Annotated in this window: 16 protein-coding genes; 4 read left to right on the forward strand and 12 right to left on the reverse strand. The window is 63.1% G+C overall.

Annotated elements, in window-relative coordinates; translation table 11 throughout:
* The first annotated feature begins 3 nt into the window (after window positions 1-3).
* Together C4J83_RS20950 and C4J83_RS20955 are read left to right on the forward strand one after the other, a co-directional pair.
* Window positions 4-567 (forward strand): isochorismatase family protein, encoded by a 564-nt coding sequence (locus tag C4J83_RS20950; protein ID WP_124418103.1) that lies wholly within the window; start codon window positions 4-6, stop codon window positions 565-567.
* A gap of 7 nt (window positions 568-574) precedes the next feature.
* On the forward strand, window positions 575-1,819 hold the full coding sequence (locus C4J83_RS20955; protein WP_106576575.1) for an MFS transporter: 1,245 nt from the start codon (window positions 575-577) through the stop codon (window positions 1,817-1,819).
* Here C4J83_RS20955 and C4J83_RS20960 read toward each other — a convergent pair.
* The 5 genes from C4J83_RS20960 to C4J83_RS20980 all read right to left on the reverse strand — a co-directional run bounded on the left by C4J83_RS20960 (window position 1,794) and on the right by C4J83_RS20980 (window position 8,280).
* The gene (locus tag C4J83_RS20960) at window positions 1,794-2,660 is read right to left on the reverse strand and encodes a DNA/RNA non-specific endonuclease (RefSeq protein WP_106576574.1); all 867 of its coding nucleotides are present in this window, start codon (window positions 2,658-2,660) and stop codon (window positions 1,794-1,796) included. The two genes, C4J83_RS20955 and C4J83_RS20960, sit on opposite strands and share 26 nt — an antisense overlap.
* 124 nt (window positions 2,661-2,784) lie before the next feature.
* The gene (locus tag C4J83_RS20965; RefSeq protein ID WP_218569109.1) at window positions 2,785-5,151 is read right to left on the reverse strand and encodes a membrane-bound PQQ-dependent dehydrogenase, glucose/quinate/shikimate family; all 2,367 of its coding nucleotides are present in this window, start codon (window positions 5,149-5,151) and stop codon (window positions 2,785-2,787) included.
* Between the two features lie 59 nt (window positions 5,152-5,210).
* Window positions 5,211-5,975: an SDR family NAD(P)-dependent oxidoreductase gene (locus C4J83_RS20970; protein ID WP_124418105.1), complete on the reverse strand. Its 765-nt coding sequence runs from the start codon at window positions 5,973-5,975 to the stop codon at window positions 5,211-5,213.
* A gap of 91 nt (window positions 5,976-6,066) precedes the next feature.
* Window positions 6,067-6,978: a LysR family transcriptional regulator gene (locus C4J83_RS20975; protein WP_124418106.1), complete on the reverse strand. Its 912-nt coding sequence runs from the start codon at window positions 6,976-6,978 to the stop codon at window positions 6,067-6,069.
* Between the two features lie 84 nt (window positions 6,979-7,062).
* A complete protein-coding gene (locus tag C4J83_RS20980; protein ID WP_124418107.1) occupies window positions 7,063-8,280 on the reverse strand; it encodes an MFS transporter in 1,218 nt (405 codons plus the stop codon).
* 126 nt (window positions 8,281-8,406) lie between these two features.
* Here C4J83_RS20980 and C4J83_RS20985 point away from each other — a divergent pair, with 126 nt between their 5' ends.
* A complete protein-coding gene (locus tag C4J83_RS20985; RefSeq protein WP_124418108.1) occupies window positions 8,407-9,111 on the forward strand; it encodes a TetR/AcrR family transcriptional regulator in 705 nt (234 codons plus the stop codon).
* Here the strand turns inward: C4J83_RS20985 and C4J83_RS20990 are convergent.
* The 4 genes from C4J83_RS20990 to C4J83_RS30825 form a co-directional block, all read right to left on the reverse strand.
* Window positions 9,014-9,937 (reverse strand): LysR family transcriptional regulator, encoded by a 924-nt coding sequence (locus tag C4J83_RS20990; RefSeq protein WP_124418109.1) that lies wholly within the window; start codon window positions 9,935-9,937, stop codon window positions 9,014-9,016. The genes C4J83_RS20985 and C4J83_RS20990 overlap by 98 nt on opposite strands.
* A 70-nt stretch (window positions 9,938-10,007) precedes the next feature.
* Window positions 10,008-10,175 carry an OprD family outer membrane porin gene (locus tag C4J83_RS20995; RefSeq protein WP_124418110.1) on the reverse strand — a complete coding sequence of 56 codons (168 nt, stop codon included), beginning with the start codon at window positions 10,173-10,175 and terminating at the stop codon, window positions 10,008-10,010.
* A gap of 88 nt (window positions 10,176-10,263) precedes the next feature.
* Window positions 10,264-10,659, reverse strand: coding sequence for an NAD(P)-dependent oxidoreductase (locus C4J83_RS21000; RefSeq protein WP_256660618.1), 396 nt, complete (start codon window positions 10,657-10,659; stop codon window positions 10,264-10,266).
* A 4-nt stretch (window positions 10,660-10,663) separates the two neighbouring features.
* A complete protein-coding gene (locus tag C4J83_RS30825) occupies window positions 10,664-10,891 on the reverse strand; it encodes an NAD(P)-dependent oxidoreductase (RefSeq protein WP_256660619.1) in 228 nt (75 codons plus the stop codon).
* A gap of 130 nt (window positions 10,892-11,021) precedes the next feature.
* Here C4J83_RS30825 and C4J83_RS21005 point away from each other — a divergent pair, with 130 nt between their 5' ends.
* Window positions 11,022-12,884, forward strand: a complete 1,863-nt coding sequence (locus C4J83_RS21005; RefSeq protein ID WP_124418111.1) for a DUF3857 domain-containing transglutaminase family protein — start codon at window positions 11,022-11,024, stop codon at window positions 12,882-12,884.
* A 66-nt stretch (window positions 12,885-12,950) separates the two neighbouring features.
* Here the strand turns inward: C4J83_RS21005 and C4J83_RS21010 are convergent, their stop codons facing one another.
* The 3 genes from C4J83_RS21010 to C4J83_RS21020 all read right to left on the reverse strand — a co-directional run bounded on the left by C4J83_RS21010 (window position 12,951) and on the right by C4J83_RS21020 (window position 17,350).
* Window positions 12,951-15,785 (reverse strand): TonB-dependent receptor, encoded by a 2,835-nt coding sequence (locus C4J83_RS21010; protein ID WP_124418112.1) that lies wholly within the window; start codon window positions 15,783-15,785, stop codon window positions 12,951-12,953.
* A gap of 96 nt (window positions 15,786-15,881) precedes the next feature.
* Window positions 15,882-16,847 (reverse strand): FecR domain-containing protein, encoded by a 966-nt coding sequence (locus C4J83_RS21015; protein ID WP_124418113.1) that lies wholly within the window; start codon window positions 16,845-16,847, stop codon window positions 15,882-15,884.
* Window positions 16,844-17,350 carry a sigma-70 family RNA polymerase sigma factor gene (locus C4J83_RS21020; protein ID WP_124418114.1) on the reverse strand — a complete coding sequence of 169 codons (507 nt, stop codon included), beginning with the start codon at window positions 17,348-17,350 and terminating at the stop codon, window positions 16,844-16,846. Before C4J83_RS21020 ends, C4J83_RS21015 begins: the two co-directional genes overlap by 4 nt.
* Between the last annotated feature and the right edge of the window lie 120 nt (window positions 17,351-17,470).

The raw sequence follows: 17,470 nt of genomic DNA on the forward strand, positions 1-17,470 counted from the left end.
AGCATGGCTGTCACCTCGCTGGATGCAACAACCGCCCTGATCATCGTGGACCTGCAACACGGCATCGTTGGCTACCCTTTTATCCATCCCATTGGCGAGGTGATAGAGCGGTCGCGTGAACTGCTCGACGCCTTTCGCGAACGCGGGCTGCCGGTGGTGCTGGTGAATGTCAACGGCTTTGCGCCGGGACGCACCGAGCGGCCGCGTCGCATCACTGACCTGCCACCCGATTGGGCTGATCTGATTGCGCAACTCGGCCACCAGCCCAGCGACATTCTGGTGACCAAACGCTGCTGGGGCGCCTTCGCCAACACGGACCTTGAGGCGCAGTTGAAGGCGCTCAATGTCACGCAAGTGGTGATCACAGGTGTCGTCACCGGCACCGGCGTCGAAGCCACCGCGCGGCAGGCGTACGAATTCGGCTTCAACGTGACCCTGGCCATCGATGCCATGACCGACGTCAGCCCCGAGGCCCATGCCTACAGCCTGCAGCACGTGTTCCCCAAGCTGGGCGAATCGGGCACGGCGCAAGCCATCATCGAGTTGCTCGACAACCGGGGGAACTGAAGCCGTCATGAGTTTCCTCGGCACGTTCCGTTCCCTGCGCAGCCCCAACTACCGCATCTGGGCCGCCGGCGCGCTGGTGTCCAACGTCGGCACCTGGATGCAACGCACCGCCCAGGACTGGCTGGTGCTGACTCAGCTCACGCCGCACAACGCCGCCGCGGTGGGTATCGTAATGGCGCTGCAGTTCGGGCCGCAGTTGTTGTTGCTGCCGTGGACCGGGTTTGCTGCCGATCACTACGACCAGCGCAAGCTGTTGATCTTCACTCAGGCGGTGATGGGCTTGCTGGCGCTGACGCTGGGCGTGTTCACCATCACCGGCTTCGTGCAGCTGTGGCATGTGTACGTGTTCGCGTTTTTATCCGGCTGCGCCTCGGCATTCGATGCGCCGGTGCGACAGATTTTCGTTGCAGAACTGGTGGGCGAGAAGGACTTGTCGAATGCCATCGCGCTCAACTCCACCTCGTTCAACATGGCGCGCATGATCGGCCCGGCCGTGGCCGGCGTGACCATCGCGTCGGTGGGCACCGGCTGGGCGTTCCTGCTCAATGGCTCGAGCTTTTTTGCGGTGCTGGCGTCGCTGTTTTTCCTGCGCGTCTCAAGTCAACACACCAAGGTGCGCGCGCTGCGTACCAAAGGCAGCCTTACCGAAGGCATGCGTTACGTGTGGGCGCGGCCGGACTTGAAAGCCATCCTGCTGATGCTGTTTCTGATCGGCACCTTCGGCATGAACTTCCCGATTTTCATCTCGACCATGGCCGTCACTGTGTTCCACGCCGACGCGCGCGGCTACGGGCTGCTGACCTCGACCCTGGCCATCGGCACCATCGCCGGTGCGCTGATTGCCGCGGGCAGCGAACGCCCCCGGTTCAAGTCTTTGCTGACCGGTGCGGCAGTGTTTGGATTTGGCTGCGTGCTGGCAGCCCTGGCGCCCAATTACTGGACGTTTGCGATTGCGCTGGTGGTCATCGGCGTGGGCGCCATGACCTTCAGCAACACCACCAACAGCTTGATGCAACTCACCACCGAACCCGCGATGCGCGGCCGGGTGATCGCCCTGCGCGTCGCCGTCGCCCTGGGCGGCACGCCAATTGGCGCGCCCATCGTCGGTTGGGTCGCCGACCACTTGGGCCCGCGCTGGGCGCTGGTGGTCGGCGCGGTGTCAGGCATCCTGGCGGTGGGCGTGGCGCTCTACACAATCAAGCGCCAGCTGGATCGGCCGCAGGTGATCACGTCCGACCCACCGACCCCGTGACCGGCAGATTGCCCAGCAGCTTCAGCCCGGTACTCTTCACAAACGTTTCGTAGTCCATCGGCTTCTGGATGCGCGTTTCAGCGTTGGGCAGCACATAGGCCCAGGCGCGTTTCGACGAGGCGTCGTACACCAACTTGAACAGGCGCGTCGGCACCCAGACCTTGTTGTCGCCGATGGTGCTGTAGCCCGCGTCGAACAACGGGCCGGTGAACACAAACACATCGCCGCCGGCACGCACGGCAAACTTGCGCACATCCGCCTCGACCTTGCTCCAGATCTTGCGGTTGTTGGTGGGGTCTTGCGGCACCATGTTCGACAGCGCGAAGGATTGCGCCATGGCATTCGCGCTCGGCGCGTCGGCCGCCGGAGACTGATGACCACGGTCCACGGCCGGGTGCTGGCTGCGGTAGTCGCTCAACTCGGCGCGAGCGCCTTTGGGGATGCGCGGGTCTGCGTAGAACTGGTTGGTGCGTTCCTCGCCTTTGGCGTCCTTGAGCTGGGCGGCGTTCAAGCGCTCGACCACCACCAGCGGCGTCTTGCTCGTTTGCGAGTAGAGCACCGCAAAGCTATCGGAACACAACGCCATGGGTTTCATGGTGCTGGGCACGGTGGCGGTGTTGATCGGTGTGGCACCAGGGAACAGATCGGCGCAGCTGGCGAACGAGGGCTGCTGTTGCTTGCTGGAATAAAGGTCGAGGGCCGCGCGCTGGCTGGTCGAGCCTGCGCGTGAGGTGTGTTCCTGGGCGGGAGGCTTGATAAGGTCGAGCAAACCACGGGCATCTGCCCCGGTGGAAAGCAAAACAAGGGCTGACAGCCCGACTGCAATTTTGCGCAGGTGCATGCATGACTTCTTTGAAAGGGAGTAAGGCGGCAGGCTCCGCTGGCGGAGCCAAGTGGATGATCTTGCGAGGTTTATTGACCCTCGAAAGGCATTTTAGTGCGGCCGCTTCACGCGCTTTATCGCGTCAATGTTGAATCAGCGGTACAGGTAATGCGAAGGCCACCACGTAGTCGCCTTTGAGCGTGGTGGCCGAGTTGCCACCGGCGCTGATGACCAGGAACTGGCGGCCGGTCTTCGGCGAACTATACGTCATGGGTGTTGCTTCTGCGCCCACCGGCAAACGACCTTTCCACAGTTCATGGCCGGTGCGTACATCAAAGGCGCGCAGGTAGAAGTCCTGGGTGCCGGCCATGAAGACCAGGCCAGTGGCGGTCGTCACCGGGCCGCCGCGCGTTGGCATGCCGATGGGCATGGGCAGATGGGTGGCGAGCCCCAGCGGCCCGGTTTGCTCGGTGGTGCCCAGGGGCATTGACCAGAGCACTTTGCGCGTGGCCAGGTCGACCGCGCTGAGGGTTCCGTAAGGCGGCGCCTGGCATGGGATGCCCAGCGGTGACAGAAAGCGTCCTTGCTCAATGCCCCACGGCGTACCCGCCTGGGGTGCATTGCCTTCGTGCCCGCCGCCGCCGAGCGCTTTTTCATCGTAGACGGCACGCGGGATCATCCGGCTCCAGGTCGCCACGCGCGTGTCGTTGACGATCAGGTAGCCGAGGTTTTCGGCAATCGACACAGAGCCCCAGTTCATGCCGCCCAGCCAACTCGGGTATTGCAGGGTCAGGCGCTCGCTGGGCGGTGTGAACTCACCCTCGTAACGCGCCCGGCGAAATTGAATGCGGCACATCAACTGATCCAACGGCGTGAGCCCCCACATGCGTTTTTCGCTCAACGGCTGCGTGCCAATCGAAGGCATGCCGACCGAGTACGGCTGGGTCGGCGACGTCCGGTCATCAGCCACACCACCTTGCGGGACGGGTTGTTCCTGCACCTGCGCAATCGGGCGACCCGTGCGTCGGTCAAGCATGAAGATCTGCCCGCGCTTGGTAGTCTGGAGCAACGCCGGGAGCGTTCCGCCGTTGCCATCCGGCACGTCGTACAACGCGGGCTGCGACGGGACGTCGTAATCCCACACGTCGTGGTGCACCGTCTGGAAACGCCAGCGTTCGCGGCCGGTGGCAATGTCGAGGGCAACGATAGAGGAGGAATAGCGGTCGTCGGCGTCGGTGCGATGGCCGCCCCAAAAGTCTGGCGTGGCGTTGCCCGTGGGAAGATAAATCAAGCCCAGTGCCTCATCGAACGCAGGCGTCGACCACACGTTCGGCGTGCCCGCCGTGTAGGTGTGGCCCTCGGGTGGCTCACGGGTAATCGCCGGGTTGCCCAAGTCCCAGGCCCACACCAGTGCGCCCGTACGCACATTGAAGGCGCGCACCACACCGGAGGGCTCGCCGGTCTTCTGGTTGTCCCAGACCAGCCCGCCGACGACGACAAGATCACGCACCACGGTGGGCGCGGCGGTGGGGAAATAAAGCGCCTGATCGGCGCTGCCCATGCCGCTGTGCAAGCTGACGCTGCCCGCGTCGCCGAACCCTGCGCACGCTTGCCCCGTGTGCGCGTCCACGGCAATCAAGCGCGCATCCACGGTGGTTGCAATGATCCGCCGCGTGCACGCTTGGCCCGTTGAGGTTGAAGCCTCAGGCGCGGCGTAATACCCCACGCCTCGGCAGCGCGGGTAGACATTGTTCGCCTGCACGTGTGGGTCGTGGTGCCAGATTTCCTGACCGGTGTCGGCATCCAGCGCGAACAATTGGCTGGACTGTGTGCAGCCATACAGCACGCCGTCCACATGCAGCGGCGTGACCACATGCCCCTGGCTGCCGCGGGGAATTTCGCCGGTGCGGTAGGTCCAGGCCACTTGCAGCCCGGCAACATTTTGCGGGGTGATTGCTTCGAGCCGCGCATGTCGGGTTCCCGAGGGGCTTTGGCCGAAGTAACGCCAGTCGGTCGCCGGCTCCACGTTGCCGACGGCCTTTCCGGCTACCGGCGCAGGCGCGCCCGTAGCCGTTTGAATAGGCTGTGGCTGCAGGGCCAGGTAGAGCGTGGCCGCCAGGCAGAGGCTCACGAGCGCAGCCCCCGCGTAGGCGGCCGGCCGAGCCTTGGCGCGCAGCTGCGCAGTGGCACGCAGCACCGGCACCGCCAGCACCCCAAACGCCATCAAGCGGGAAAACAGCGGCCAGAAATCCAGGCCGACCTCCCACAATGACCACGCGACGGTGGCGGCTGATACGCCCAGGTAAATCACCACACCTTGCAGGCGGCGGCGCATCAACAACACCCCGCTGGCAGACAGGCCAAGGCCCGCGAGCGCGAAGTACCAGGAACCCCCGAGGGCGATCAGATAGCCGCCACCGCCCAACAGGCACGCACCTGCCAGCGCGAGCATGAGGCCGAGCCCGATGAGCATGAGCGCAGCTGTTTTGGAAGAGGCTGATGGCGGCATCGGCTCGGTACTCCTTGTGGGTAAATGTCGGGCGCGGCTTGCGTGGCGTGACGCCGGTGCTAGCGCATGACAAAACCCCCGTCCACCGAAATGGACTGGCCTGTGACATAGCTGGAGGTCGAGCTGCTGAGCCAGAGCACGGCGTCGGCGATTTCTTCCGGTCGACCGTGACGCCCCATCGGTATGCTTTTGACCATGCCCGCCAGCGCGTCGCCCTGGCCGGCGGCAACCATCTGGTCAGCCATTGGCGTCCAGATCAATCCGGGGCATACCGCGTTGATGCGGATGTTTCGGGTGGCGTATTCAAGCGCCGCGCTTTTGGTCAGCCCGATCACGCCATGCTTGGCCGCGTGGTAATTGGCGCGCTGCGCCCCGCCGACCAGACCGCCCAGAGAGGAACAGTTGACGATGGTGCCGCCGCCCTGGCGACGCATGTGCTCAAGCTCGAACTTCATGCAGCTCCAGACGCCGCGCAGGTTGACCGACATGACCCGGTCGTAATCCTCAACGCTCGCATCGGCGGTTTCTGCCAGTACGTTCTGGATGCCGGCGTTATTGAATGCCGCATCAAGTCGGCCAAACGTCGCGACGGTTTCCTTGACCATGGCCTGTACCTGGTCAATGTCGCAGACGTCGCAGCCAAGACCAATCGCTTGATAACCGGCGGCCACCAACGCCTCGGCGGCCGCGCGTGCAGCCTGCGCGTTGACGTCGACAATCGCCACGGCTGCACCGGCGTGCGCGAATGCGTTGGCGGTCGCCAGACCAATGCCGGACGCCGCGCCGGTGACCAGCGCAACCTGATGCTGGAATGAAAAACTCATGGGTATCTCCTCGCTCAAACGTAGCGTCACGCTAAGTGACGCAGCAGAGGATGAATACCGGGTGAAATCGGGATGTACTGATGAGCGCTGCTCAGCAATCACCGAGCGGCTGCACTTCCCGGATCAGGTCGATCAAAAGCCTCAGCCCCATCGGCAATTGCCGATGGCTGGCGTAATACATATGAAACCCGGGGCCCATGCTGGCCCAATCGTCGAGCACGCGCACCGCCTCCCCGCGCGCCACCAAAGGGGCCATGGCCGGTTCCGGCGCATACATCAGGCCAGCGCCCTGGCGCATCAGCGACAGGCCGACGCGCGTTTCATCCAGGGTGATGGCGCCTGGCACTGCAATCGCCAGGTGCTCGCCGCCTTTTTCGAACTCCCAGTCGTACAGGCAACCGTTGCCCAGACGGATGCGCAGGCAGCGATGGTCGAGCAAGTCATGGGGATGGCGAGGCACGCCAAACTGCTGCAGATAACTCGCCGAACCGGCCACCACCCAACGGATATCCGCGGACAACCGCTGAGCGATCATGTCTTCCGGCACCGTCCCGCCGTAGCGGATGCCCGCATCATGCCCTGCGCCAATGACGTCGACGAGCTGGTTGGTCACGGTCAGGTCGATCTGGATGTCCGGATAGCGCGCGTTGAACAATGGCAACACCGGGCCCAGCAGCAGGTCGGCGGCATCGCTGAGCAGGTTCAGGCGGATGCGCCCGGTGGGCTCGTCACGAAAACGATTGAGCGCTTCGACCGCCTGGCTGATGTCATCCATGGGCTGACTGATGACGCTGTGCAACTCCTCGCCCGCAGCGGTCAACGTGACGCTGCGGGTGGTGCGGTTCAACAGGCGCACGCCGAGGCGGGTTTCCAGACCTTTGATGGCATGGCTCAGCGCCGACGCACTGATGCCCACCTCCAGGCCCGCACGGCTGAAGCTCTGGTGCCGGGCAATGGCCAGGAAGAGCACGAAGTCGGCAAGGTTGGCGCGGCTGATCTGCATGGCGAGGTCCTGGGCGGTAGTGACGACTGGCCGGAGTTTACCCCGTTACTCAGCAGGATTAATGAGCGTCACTCAGCAACCACGTCAATGCCCCGCTACGGCGGGCTTGCCCGCCCCGCGTGCGCCAGGCTTGAACGCATGGGTGCGTGCGCGCCAGGCAATCGCAAACGACAGCGTAACCAACAGCGCCATTGCCCAGGGAAATGAGGCAACGCCCCAGGTATCGAGCAGTACGCCGCCCACCACGCCACTGCCGGCAATCGCGCTGTTCCATGCCACCACGTTCAGCGACAGCGCCACGTCTGCGCCGTCACCCGCCGCGTCCGCGAGGGCTGTTTGCAGCAAGGTCGCCGCGCCGCCAAAACTCAAACCCCACACCGCCACGCCGAGGTAAATCACCTGCGGCATATTGCCCACAAAACCGAACACCACGCTCACGGCCGCAAACGTCGCCAGGCTGACCAGCACGGTACGGCGCAACAGCGGCTCGACCAACTTGGCCGTCAGCCAGATCCCCGCCAATGCAGCACTTCCGAACACCAGCAGCACCACATCCACGCGGTCGCCCAAGCCGGCGGGCGCCACGAACGGGGCGATATAGGTGTACAGAATGTTGTGCGCCAGCATCCAACTGATCACCACCGCCAGCACGGGCCGCACACCGGGCGTGGTCAGCACCTTGGCCAGCGACACACGCTGGTGCGCGGCCTGGGGCGGATAGTCCGGGACTTTTACCAGCACCCACACAATCAACATCAGCGTCAGCGCCGACATGAGGCCGAACGTGGTACGCCAGCCCACCAGCCCGCCCAGCCACGTGCCCAGCGGTACGCCCAACGACAGCGCAATCGGCGTGCCGACCATCGCCAAGGCCAGCGCCCTGCCCTGTTGATGCGGCGCGACCATGCGGCGGGCGTAACCGGCCAGCAGGCTCCAGGCCAACCCTGCCGCCACGCCGGCGAAGAAGCGCGCCACCAGGGTCACGCCATAGTGCGACGACAGCGCAGTGATGGAATTGAACAGCAGAAACCCGACGATGGTCAGCAACAGCACATTGCGCCGGCGCCAGCCGCGGGTGGCAATGGTCATGGGGATCACCGCCAGCACCGAACCCAGCGCGTAGGCGGTGACCATCTGCCCGGCCAGCGACGGCGAAATCGCCAGGCCCTCGCTGATCAACGGCAGCAGGCCGGCGGGCAGGGTTTCGGTAACGATGCAGATGAAGCCGGTCATGGCCAGCGCGAGCAATGCGCCGATGGGCAGGCGTTCGGACGAGGCGGATACGCTGAGTGAGGGTGTCACAGGCAACTCCTTAAAGCTGAGGCGATTTAAATACTGATCGATACAGATGTTGCGTGCAGCGTGAGCGCGTTGTCAATGACTTATGTATCGACTAGTATTTATATCGATCTGCACAGGAGAAACGAAATGGCACAAATGGGGCGCCCGCGTAACTTCGACCGTGACCAGGCCGTGGAACAGGCCATGCATCTGTTCTGGCAGCACGGCTACGACGCCACCTCCCTCGCCCAGCTCAAGGCCGGCCTGGGTGGCGGCATCTCCGCGCCGAGTTTTTATGCGGCGTTCGGCTCCAAAGAGGCGCTGTTCGATGAGTGCGTGCAGCGCTACCTGACGACCTACGCCCAGGTCACTGAATGCCTGTGGGACGAAACCCTGCCGCCGCGCCAAGCCCTCGAAACGGCGCTGCGCCAATCGGCGCGCATGCAGTGTGACAACGCCCACCCCAAGGGCTGCATGGTCACGCTGGGGGTGATGAGTGCGCCGAGCCCGGAAAATGCGCGGGTCACCGACGCATTGACCCACTCACGCGCACGGACCCGGGCAGGGATTGTGGCGTGCGTGGCGCGAGGGGTGAGTGCCGGGCAGTTGCCGGACACAATCAATGTGACGGCAATGGCGACGGTGTATGACAGCTTTCTGCAGGGTGTTTCCATTCTGGCGCGTGACAATGCGTCGTTTGAAACCCTCAATGCAGCGATCAGCCAACTCCTGCTGACATGGGACATCGCCGCGTCTACGGCGCCGCCCACACGTCCCGATACGCCAGCAAAAAATCCACAAACGCCCGCACCCGATGCGGCACATAGCGCCCGTGGGGGTACAGCAACGTAAACGGTCGCGTGCGCCCGCCAAACGGCTTCAACACCTCCACGAGCGTGCCGTCAGCCAGTTCGTGTTCGACGATGAACTTGTAGGTCTGAAACAGCCCCGCGCCATGTTTGGCCAAGGTCACGCCGCCCAGCACGTCATGAGAAACGCTGTAACCCGCCTCCCCGGCAAACGCCTGTTCCTGGCCTTGCACCTGGAACAACCAGGGAATGCGTCGGCCATTGCTGGGCAATTCAAACTGAATGCACTCGTGCGACGGCAGATCCTCCAACGTCTGCGGCGTGCCGGCGCGCTGCAGGTAGGCCGGCGCTGCCACCACCACCAATTCAGCGTCTTCCAGCAGCCGGGCGATCAGTGATGAGTCCGGCTGGGCGCGCACGCGAATCGCCAGGTCATAGCCTTCGGCAACGAAGTCGATATTGCGGTTGCTGATATGGATGTCCACGGTCACTTGCGGGTACAGCGCGCGAAACGCGGGCAGCAACGGCAACAGCCGATGATGGGCGTAAGTGGTCGGCACGCTGATGCGCAACTGGCCGGACGGCACCGACTGCGCGCCCATGACTTCCTGCTGCGCCTCCACCAATTGCGTCAGCGCCTGGCGGCATTGCTCGAAGAATGTACGGCCGCTGTCGGTCAGGCGAATGCTGCGCGTGGTGCGCACAAACAACTGCGTACCCAGGCGTTCTTCCAGACGCGAAATGCTGCGGCTCACAGCGGCCGGGGTGACCCCGGCAATCTGTGCGGCAGCGGTGAAGCTATTGGCTTCGGCGGCCAGGCAAAACAGCTCGATGCTGCCCAGCTGCACATCTTCGAAATGGCGTTTCATGATCAATGACACCCGGTACCAGCTAGAACGGTTACCGAGCTGTTTATCAGGCTGCGCCACATAAATACAGCTACCACACCTGCTGCGTGTAGGTGATCAGCACCCGCACCTCGTCCGCATCGCGGCTGAAAGAAGACCGATAGGTCGCATCACGCACGCGCAGCGCGAGGTTTTTGAAGGCGCCACGCGGGTTAGGAAGGCTACGACGCTGTGATTCGTGTCTGCCCGACTTTGCCATCGCCACGCACGTGCCGCCAACACGCGGGTGCAAATCCTCAAAGACTGTTCACGCGCCTCTGTTCCCCGAGCAAGCATTAACGCCTGGCTCAACGGCTGAGGCGCACGCGCTCGCAGACCACCTCCCAGGCTTCAGGATTGAGCAAGTGCGGCGGCCGTTCGCCGCGCAGGATCGCGGCAATTTGCGCCGCCGAAGAGCGTGCCACATTGCGCCGCCCTCCGTGGGTGACGCCCGCCGTGTGAAAGGTCGCAACCACATTGGGCAAGCTCATCAGCGGCGCGTTCTGCGCAGGCGGCTCGCACGCCCACACGTCGAGCCCGGCGCCGCTGAGGTGGCCTTTTTGCAAGGCTTCGTACAACGCCGCTTCATCATGAATGCTGCCGCGGGCGGTGGACAAGAACACCGCGCCGGGCCTCATTGCCGCGAACTGATGCGCGCCCATCAGGTGCCGAGTGCTGGCGTCCAACGGGCAGTGCAATGACACGAAATCACTGCGCCTCAGCAGTTCCGGCAATCACGGGTGTGGCGCCGTGAGCGAGAATCTGTTGGTTGCGCAGATGCGGGTCGTAGGCCAAAACATCCAGGCCAAAACCTTGGGCAATCCGCGCCACACGCCGACCGATTTCCCCCAGGCCGACCAGTCCCATCGTTCGCCAATAAATCTCTTCGCCCATCAGGTCTTCACGGCTGTCGAGCGATACCCAGACGCTTCCCACACGACGCTAAGCAACAAAAATAGCCAGGCTCACTGCCACCTCTATATAGTAACGCTTCGCATTTGGCGGTTTACCCAAGGAACGCGCGCCCTCGCCCAGACGGCGCGCGTCATCGTTTAGAAGGATCTTTATGCAAAGCGTTACGCTCTTCCCGGCGCGCCTGTTCGGTGCAGCGGTGGTGGTCGTCTGCGGGCTGTTCAGCGCACAGGCAAATGCCGATTACACCGACCGTTCCCTGACCGTCGAAAAAAATAGCCAGGCCTACGTGGTCAATGCCGACGGCAGTTTTGTGCTCGACTTCGAGCTGGTCTCGCGCATCAATGAGGAACGCGCGATCAAGCCCAACGCGCAACGCTCGGTGAGCTTCAACCGCTCGCTGGAAACCGTGGACATCGTGGAGGCCTACACCCAGAAAGCCGACGGACGCAAAGTGCCGGTGGCTGCCGACCAGATCAAGGAACAGCAGGAGCAGGCCTCAGCCGAAGCGCCGATGTTCCAGGACTCACGCGTCAAAGTGGTGATCTTCCCTGACGTAGCCGTCGGTGACCGCATGGTCTTGCGCTACCAGCGCCATCGCACCACCGCGATGTTCCCCGGACAGTTTGAAGACCTCTACGCGCCGGACTTCTACGAGAACCAACAGATCCACTTCACCTACGACATGCCAGCCGACATGCCCTTGTTCGCTGACGTAAGGGGTTTCAAAGCCGCCGAGCCCACCACCGCCAACGGGCGAAAAATCTATCGCTGGGACCTGCAACCCACGGAGAAAAACCGCGTTGAAGTCGGCTCCGTCGCCTACACCGATTACGGGCAACGCCTCGCCGTGTCGACCTTCACCGATTACAAACAGCTTGCCCAGGCATATGCCGTCAGGGCGCAGGTTGAGGTGACGCCCGCCATTACCCAACTGGCCAGGGAACTCACCGCCAACCTGGACTCCCCACGCAGCAAAGCACTGGTGCTGAGTGACTGGGTGCGCAAGAACATTCGCTACGTCGCGGTTTACGTCGGCAATGGCGGCGTGGTGCCGCACGCGGCGCAGGCGGTGCTGGATAACCGTTATGGCGACTGCAAGGACCATGTTGCCTTGCTCGAAGCGCTGCTCAAGGCGGTGGCCATCGAAAGCTCGCCCGCGCTGATCAACCTCGGCGACGCCTACGTACTGCCGAAGGTGCCGACCCTGGGTTTGCTTAACCATGCGATCACTTACGTCCCGACCCTCGACCTTTATCTGGACTCCACCGCAACCCCCATCGCCGCCGGCTACTTGATGATTCCGGAACTGGGTAAACCCGTGTTACTGACCCAGAGCGGCGAACTGGCGCGTACACCTTCACACCAATTGGGCAAGGTGGACGGCACGCTGCACTTCAAGATCGACCCGAGCGGCGCGGCGGACTTCACCAACGGCACCACGGTGGAAGGCTGGGCCACGGAACTCAATCGTTTCCTGTTCAAATCCATCATGCCTGCCGACCGTGATCAACTGACCCAGAAAGTCCTCAGCATGTACGGGCAAAGCGGCAGCGGCAAGATTGAAACCGACCCCTTGGAAGGCAATGCCGCCACCTTCACGTCCACGGTCAAAGGGCGTACCGAGAACCTGGTCAACCTGCCCGGCCCCACGGGCGTACCGACGCTCAGCAGCCTCGCGGGCGGCATCGGCCAGAACGTGTTCAGCCTCATGGCGGAACAAGACCGCACGCAGGCCTTCATCTGTACCTCTGGCACGATTGAAGAAAAAGCGCGCTTCGACTTCCCCAAACAATTGAATATCCTCGCGGTGCCCAAGGCTGTAACGCTCAACACCGGTGGATTCAACTACCAGACCACTTACGTCAAGGAAGGCAACAGCGTACTCATCACCCGCAGCTATGCGTTCAGCCACCCCGACGCGCTGTGCAGCCCACAGGAGTTTGTCGCCATGAAGCCGGCGATTGAAGGCATGGTCAACGACCTGAAAAGCCAGATTATCGTGCAGACGTTGTAACCCCGCCTTGCCGAACCTCGCGTGATGGGCTGTTGCACCGCCGCGCGAGGATCACAACCGTTGCCTCTAGAACTTCGCCTGCACTCCCACCCGCAGCGTACGCCCCGGCGCCGGCATGAAACTCTGCGCCAGTGGATCCAGGTAGTAGCGATCGGTCAGGTTTTGCAGCGACACGTTGAGGCTGGCGTCTTCCTGCAACTTGTAGTTAAGGAACAGATCGACCAAGGCCACTTCGCGGTAATTCAATTGCGGCGTGGTGGCGCCGGTCTGCCAGGGTTTGTCGGCGGTGACGGTGGGGCCTGAGGTGTAGGTGATGCGCGTACCGAGCGTAAGGCTCTGGTCGAAGAAGCGCAGGCCTGTGGTGAGGTTGCCTGCGAACCGTGGCGGGTTCTGGGTGTTGGTGTAAGAACCCATGAAGCTGCCCGGCGTGCAGTTCGGCGTATTACTGGTTTTCTGGTAGCTGTCACTGGTAGCGCGCAGTGTGGCCGCGAACGCCGCATCGCAGGTTTCGGTCTTCAGGTAGTAGGTGGACGACAGGTCGGCAAATACACGCCCGGCATCGTAGCGGGTTTGCAATTCCAGGCCGCTGGTCTTGTAGCTGTCGGTGTTGCTGAAGCGCATCAAGCCCCACAAGCCCGGGCTTGGGTCGTAGTAGCGGGTGATGTAGTGTTTGATGGTGTTGTTGAAATAGGCCAGCTTGATCGCCGCCGAGTCGTCATCGAACAACAACCCCTTTTGCAGCGTGCTCGCGCCGACCTCCCAGTTACTTGAACGCTCAGGCTTCAGGCCCTTGCCGGGCATGGTCTGCAACACGCCCTGGCTGGTTTCGAACAGCGAAGGCATACGAAAACCCCGGGTGTAGGAGGCGTAGACGAAGGTGTCCGGCAGCACTTCGATATTGATGCCCACGGCCGGAGCGAAAGCGCCTCCGCTGTTGCTCGCCTTGCCCGAATACTCATAGCCGGTAACCACGCTGCCGACCTGGGACGGATAGACCGTCGAATCGACCGCGCCAAAATCGTTGTAGCGAACGCCCTCAAAGGGGTAGTTGGTGTTCTGGAAGACAATCCCATTGGTCAGCCGCGGATCGGTGGCGTCGGTGTACTGGCCGTTCTGGTCCGGGAACCACATCATGTTGCCGGAGCCGCCACCGTTGTAGACCCGCAGGTAGCGCAAGTTACGCTCCTCCTCGCGCGCCGTGGCATTGGCGATGTGGTCTTTGCTGCGATAGTGGGTGTAACGCCCGCCGCCCCATAACGTGAGGCGGTCCACCGGTTTGTACTCCAGCTTGCCATTGAAGCTGAACTCTTGCCGCGAGCCTTCGCGCAGCATGCGGTTGGCGTTGATATCGTCCTGGTTGGTGACCACGCCTTTTTGCGGGCGCAGCTCTTCGAGCTGGAACGAGCCGCCCAGGTCCAGTTTCAAGTCGCCGTAGTCGGTCGCCCAGTTCGAGGTGTTGGCCAGGCCGCCGCCAATACGCTGGTTAGCCTGACGACTCCAGGCGCGGTCCGAGCGATACGCCTGGGACGCCGGCGCGCGTACCGAGGTGAGCTGGCTGGTTTGCGCATCGGTGAGCCACAGGTCGGCAGTCAGGTCCACCAACGGGTTACCCGCAGGCAAGTAGTTGTAACGCGCGGTGTAGGTGTCGATTTTGGTGTGGCCCAAGGGGTACTGATAGATGCCGCCGGTGCCGAAGCGGAAGATATCCGAAGGCATGATCTCGCCGATGCGCCCGTCATAGCGGCGGTAACCCAGGTCGAAAGTATGGCCGTCCGCCGGACGCAGGGTGGTCTTGAGCAGCAAGGATTCGGTCCTCGACGAGGAGTTCAGCACTTCTTCGCCAGCGTTGTAGGTGGTTGCCACGCTGGTTTCTTCATCGCCCCAACGGTCGTAGGTGCGGTAGCGGTCCTGGCCCTTTTTGCCGGCGAAATAATTGCCCTGGTTGCGCTTGGCATAGGCCGCCACGACGTCGAAAAAGTCATGGGTATAGGCAAATGCCGCGCTGCCGGCCTGCGCCTCTGAGCCGAGCAGCCCACCGCGACTCTGGTGCGGTTCCGAGTACAGGTCTTCGGTCTTGGAATGCGGGTCTCGGGAGGCTGGAGCGACGCCGTTGTTCCACAGGTCGCCCTTGAGGCGCAGGCCGATGGTCTGGCCGTCCTTGAGGATGTCGTCGACCGTGAGGGTGCGCATTTTCACCGTGCCGCCGATGGCACTGGAGGTCAGGCTGGGGCCCTTGTCGACCGTGATGTCGCTGATCATGTCCGGGTCGATGTAACTGCGCTGCTGGGTACCGGCATAACCACGATAGACATCCAGTGCCTGCTGCGACCCGTCCACCGTGACCGCCACCCGGCTCTGGCCCTGGATGCCGCGGATATTCACATCCAGCCCGCCACCATTGCGGCTGTCGCCGACCTGCACGCCCGGCTGGCCCTTGAGCACGTCGCCCACAGAGACCACGCCAAAGCGCTGCATGTCTTCGCCGGAGATGTACACCGATGAGCGCGGCGCGCGGTAGACGTCTTCCTCGTCGAGATTTTCGCCCGTGACCTTTTGCGTCGGCAGCAGGACTGCACCTTGATGCGCACGCAAGACATAGCCGCCGTCGGCCTGGCGCTGATAGCCCAGGCCAGTGCCTGAGAGCAGTTGGGTCAGGCCCGACTCAATGTTGTACTCCCCCTGCAGCCCGTGGCTGGTCTTGTCGGCCGTAAGCAGCGCACTGCCCGCCATGCTGATGCCCGCCTCGGCACCAAAGCGCGACAGCACTTGATCCAGCGGGCCGGCGCTAATTCGGTAAGGGCGTTCGCCGGCGGCAAAAACCAGCTCACCGTAGAGCGGCTGTAAACTCAAAAACAGCAAGCTGAATGTATGGGTACGCAAGACACGAGCGGGGGAAATCATGCAAGGCTCCTAGGGGTTGAAACCCACCTGTGCCGGTGGGTAATACCTAAAGGCCAAGCCAGATCGAAAAAACTATCGCGCCGCGAAAAAAAAACTTCACGCAGGCACCACCGTCACCCAGTAACGCGTTCTTCGCTCGATACGCACCGGCAACGTGTTGGCGACCAACGCGAGCGCAGCATCGGTATCGTCCAGCTGGAAACTGCCAGTGATGCGCAGGGCGGCCACCGCCTCGCTGCAACGCAGTAAGCCTGGGCGATAGCGCGACAGCTCAGCCAACAGGTGGTCCAGGCGCATGCGCTCGGCAGGCAGGAAGCCGCGCATCCAGGCCTGGGCCAGCACCCGATCGACGGGGCTCGGGCGCCCTGCCCCACGCTCGTCCACCTGCATCTGCCAGCCTGCCTGCAACGGCACCGGCGTCGGCTGATGCCGCGTGCTCACTTGCGCCAGCCCGCGCAACACCGTCACCCGGGTGCCTTGGCGATCATGACGCACCAGCAGGTGGGCGCCATGGCTGTAGAGCACCGCGTTGGGGGTCAGCAGTTCCAGCGACGCAGACCCGGCCGGGGTATCCAGGGCCAGTTCGCCCTCGACCAGCTCCACGCTGCGTTGCCCTGCGCCCAAGTCCAGGTTTACCGCACTGGCGGTGTTTAGCCACAGCGAATAGCCATCCGCCAGGGCCCAGTGCCGCCGCTCCCCCACACGCGTGCGATAGCTCGCCAATGCCGAACGCACCAAGGTGGAATCCGCCGTTTGCCAGGAGATCCCACCCAGCAGCCCCAACGCCAGCAAACACTTGAGCACCTGGCGACGACGTTGCGGGTCAGCCCCGGCCGCCTGCAACGCCCGGCGCGCCGTGGCATCGGCTAATAGATCGGCGCCCGGCTGAAGCATCAACGGCAAGCTGCTTACCCGCTGCCACGCATGCTCATGCTCGGCACTCGCCTCACGCCACTGCCGCAGCGCTTGATGATCACCGGCGCTCATCAACCCGGACTGGATCCGCACCAGCCAATCGATTGCACGGTCGCGCACGCGCGGGTCAACTGCAGCGCCCCTCATTCAAAGCGACTCGCGTAGCACACACTGAATGCTTTGCCCATGGCCCGCTGCACCTGGGCCACCGTCAGGCTCAACTGCGCAGCGATTTGCGGATAGGTCAGGCCATCGAGCTGGGACAAAAAGAAAATCTGCCGAACCCGCGCCGACAACCCGACCAGCAGCGAATCCAACTGCAACAAGGTCTCGATCATCAGGTGGCGCTCCTCCGGCGAAGGCTCCTCAGCCAGCGGCCGCGCCGCCAGTGCTTCCAAGTACGCCCGCTCGATCGCTTGGCGACGCCAGCGATTGATCAGCAAGCCATTGGCGATGGTGGCCAAAAACGCCATGGGTTGGCGCAACTCGCGCACATCCTCCTTGGAGCGCAACACGCGGATAAACGTGTCGTGTGCCAGGTCTTCGGCATCGGCACTGTGCCCCAGCCGCCGATGCAACCAACCCCGAAGCCAGCCATGGTGATTCGTATACAGCTTGGCGACCGGCGAGGCGATGCTGTCGTCGTGCATGTCAGATCCGCATTAAATGATAATGCTTCTCATCTTATGGCTTTGGGGTGGGCGTTGTATAGGGGTTGGGGTGGCTGCCATCAGTCAAATCCAAGGCAAAAAAAAGCCTGCATCTCTGCA

Source organism: Pseudomonas sp. LBUM920 (genome assembly GCF_003852315.1).
Taxonomy (GTDB): Bacteria; Pseudomonadota; Gammaproteobacteria; order Pseudomonadales; family Pseudomonadaceae; genus Aquipseudomonas.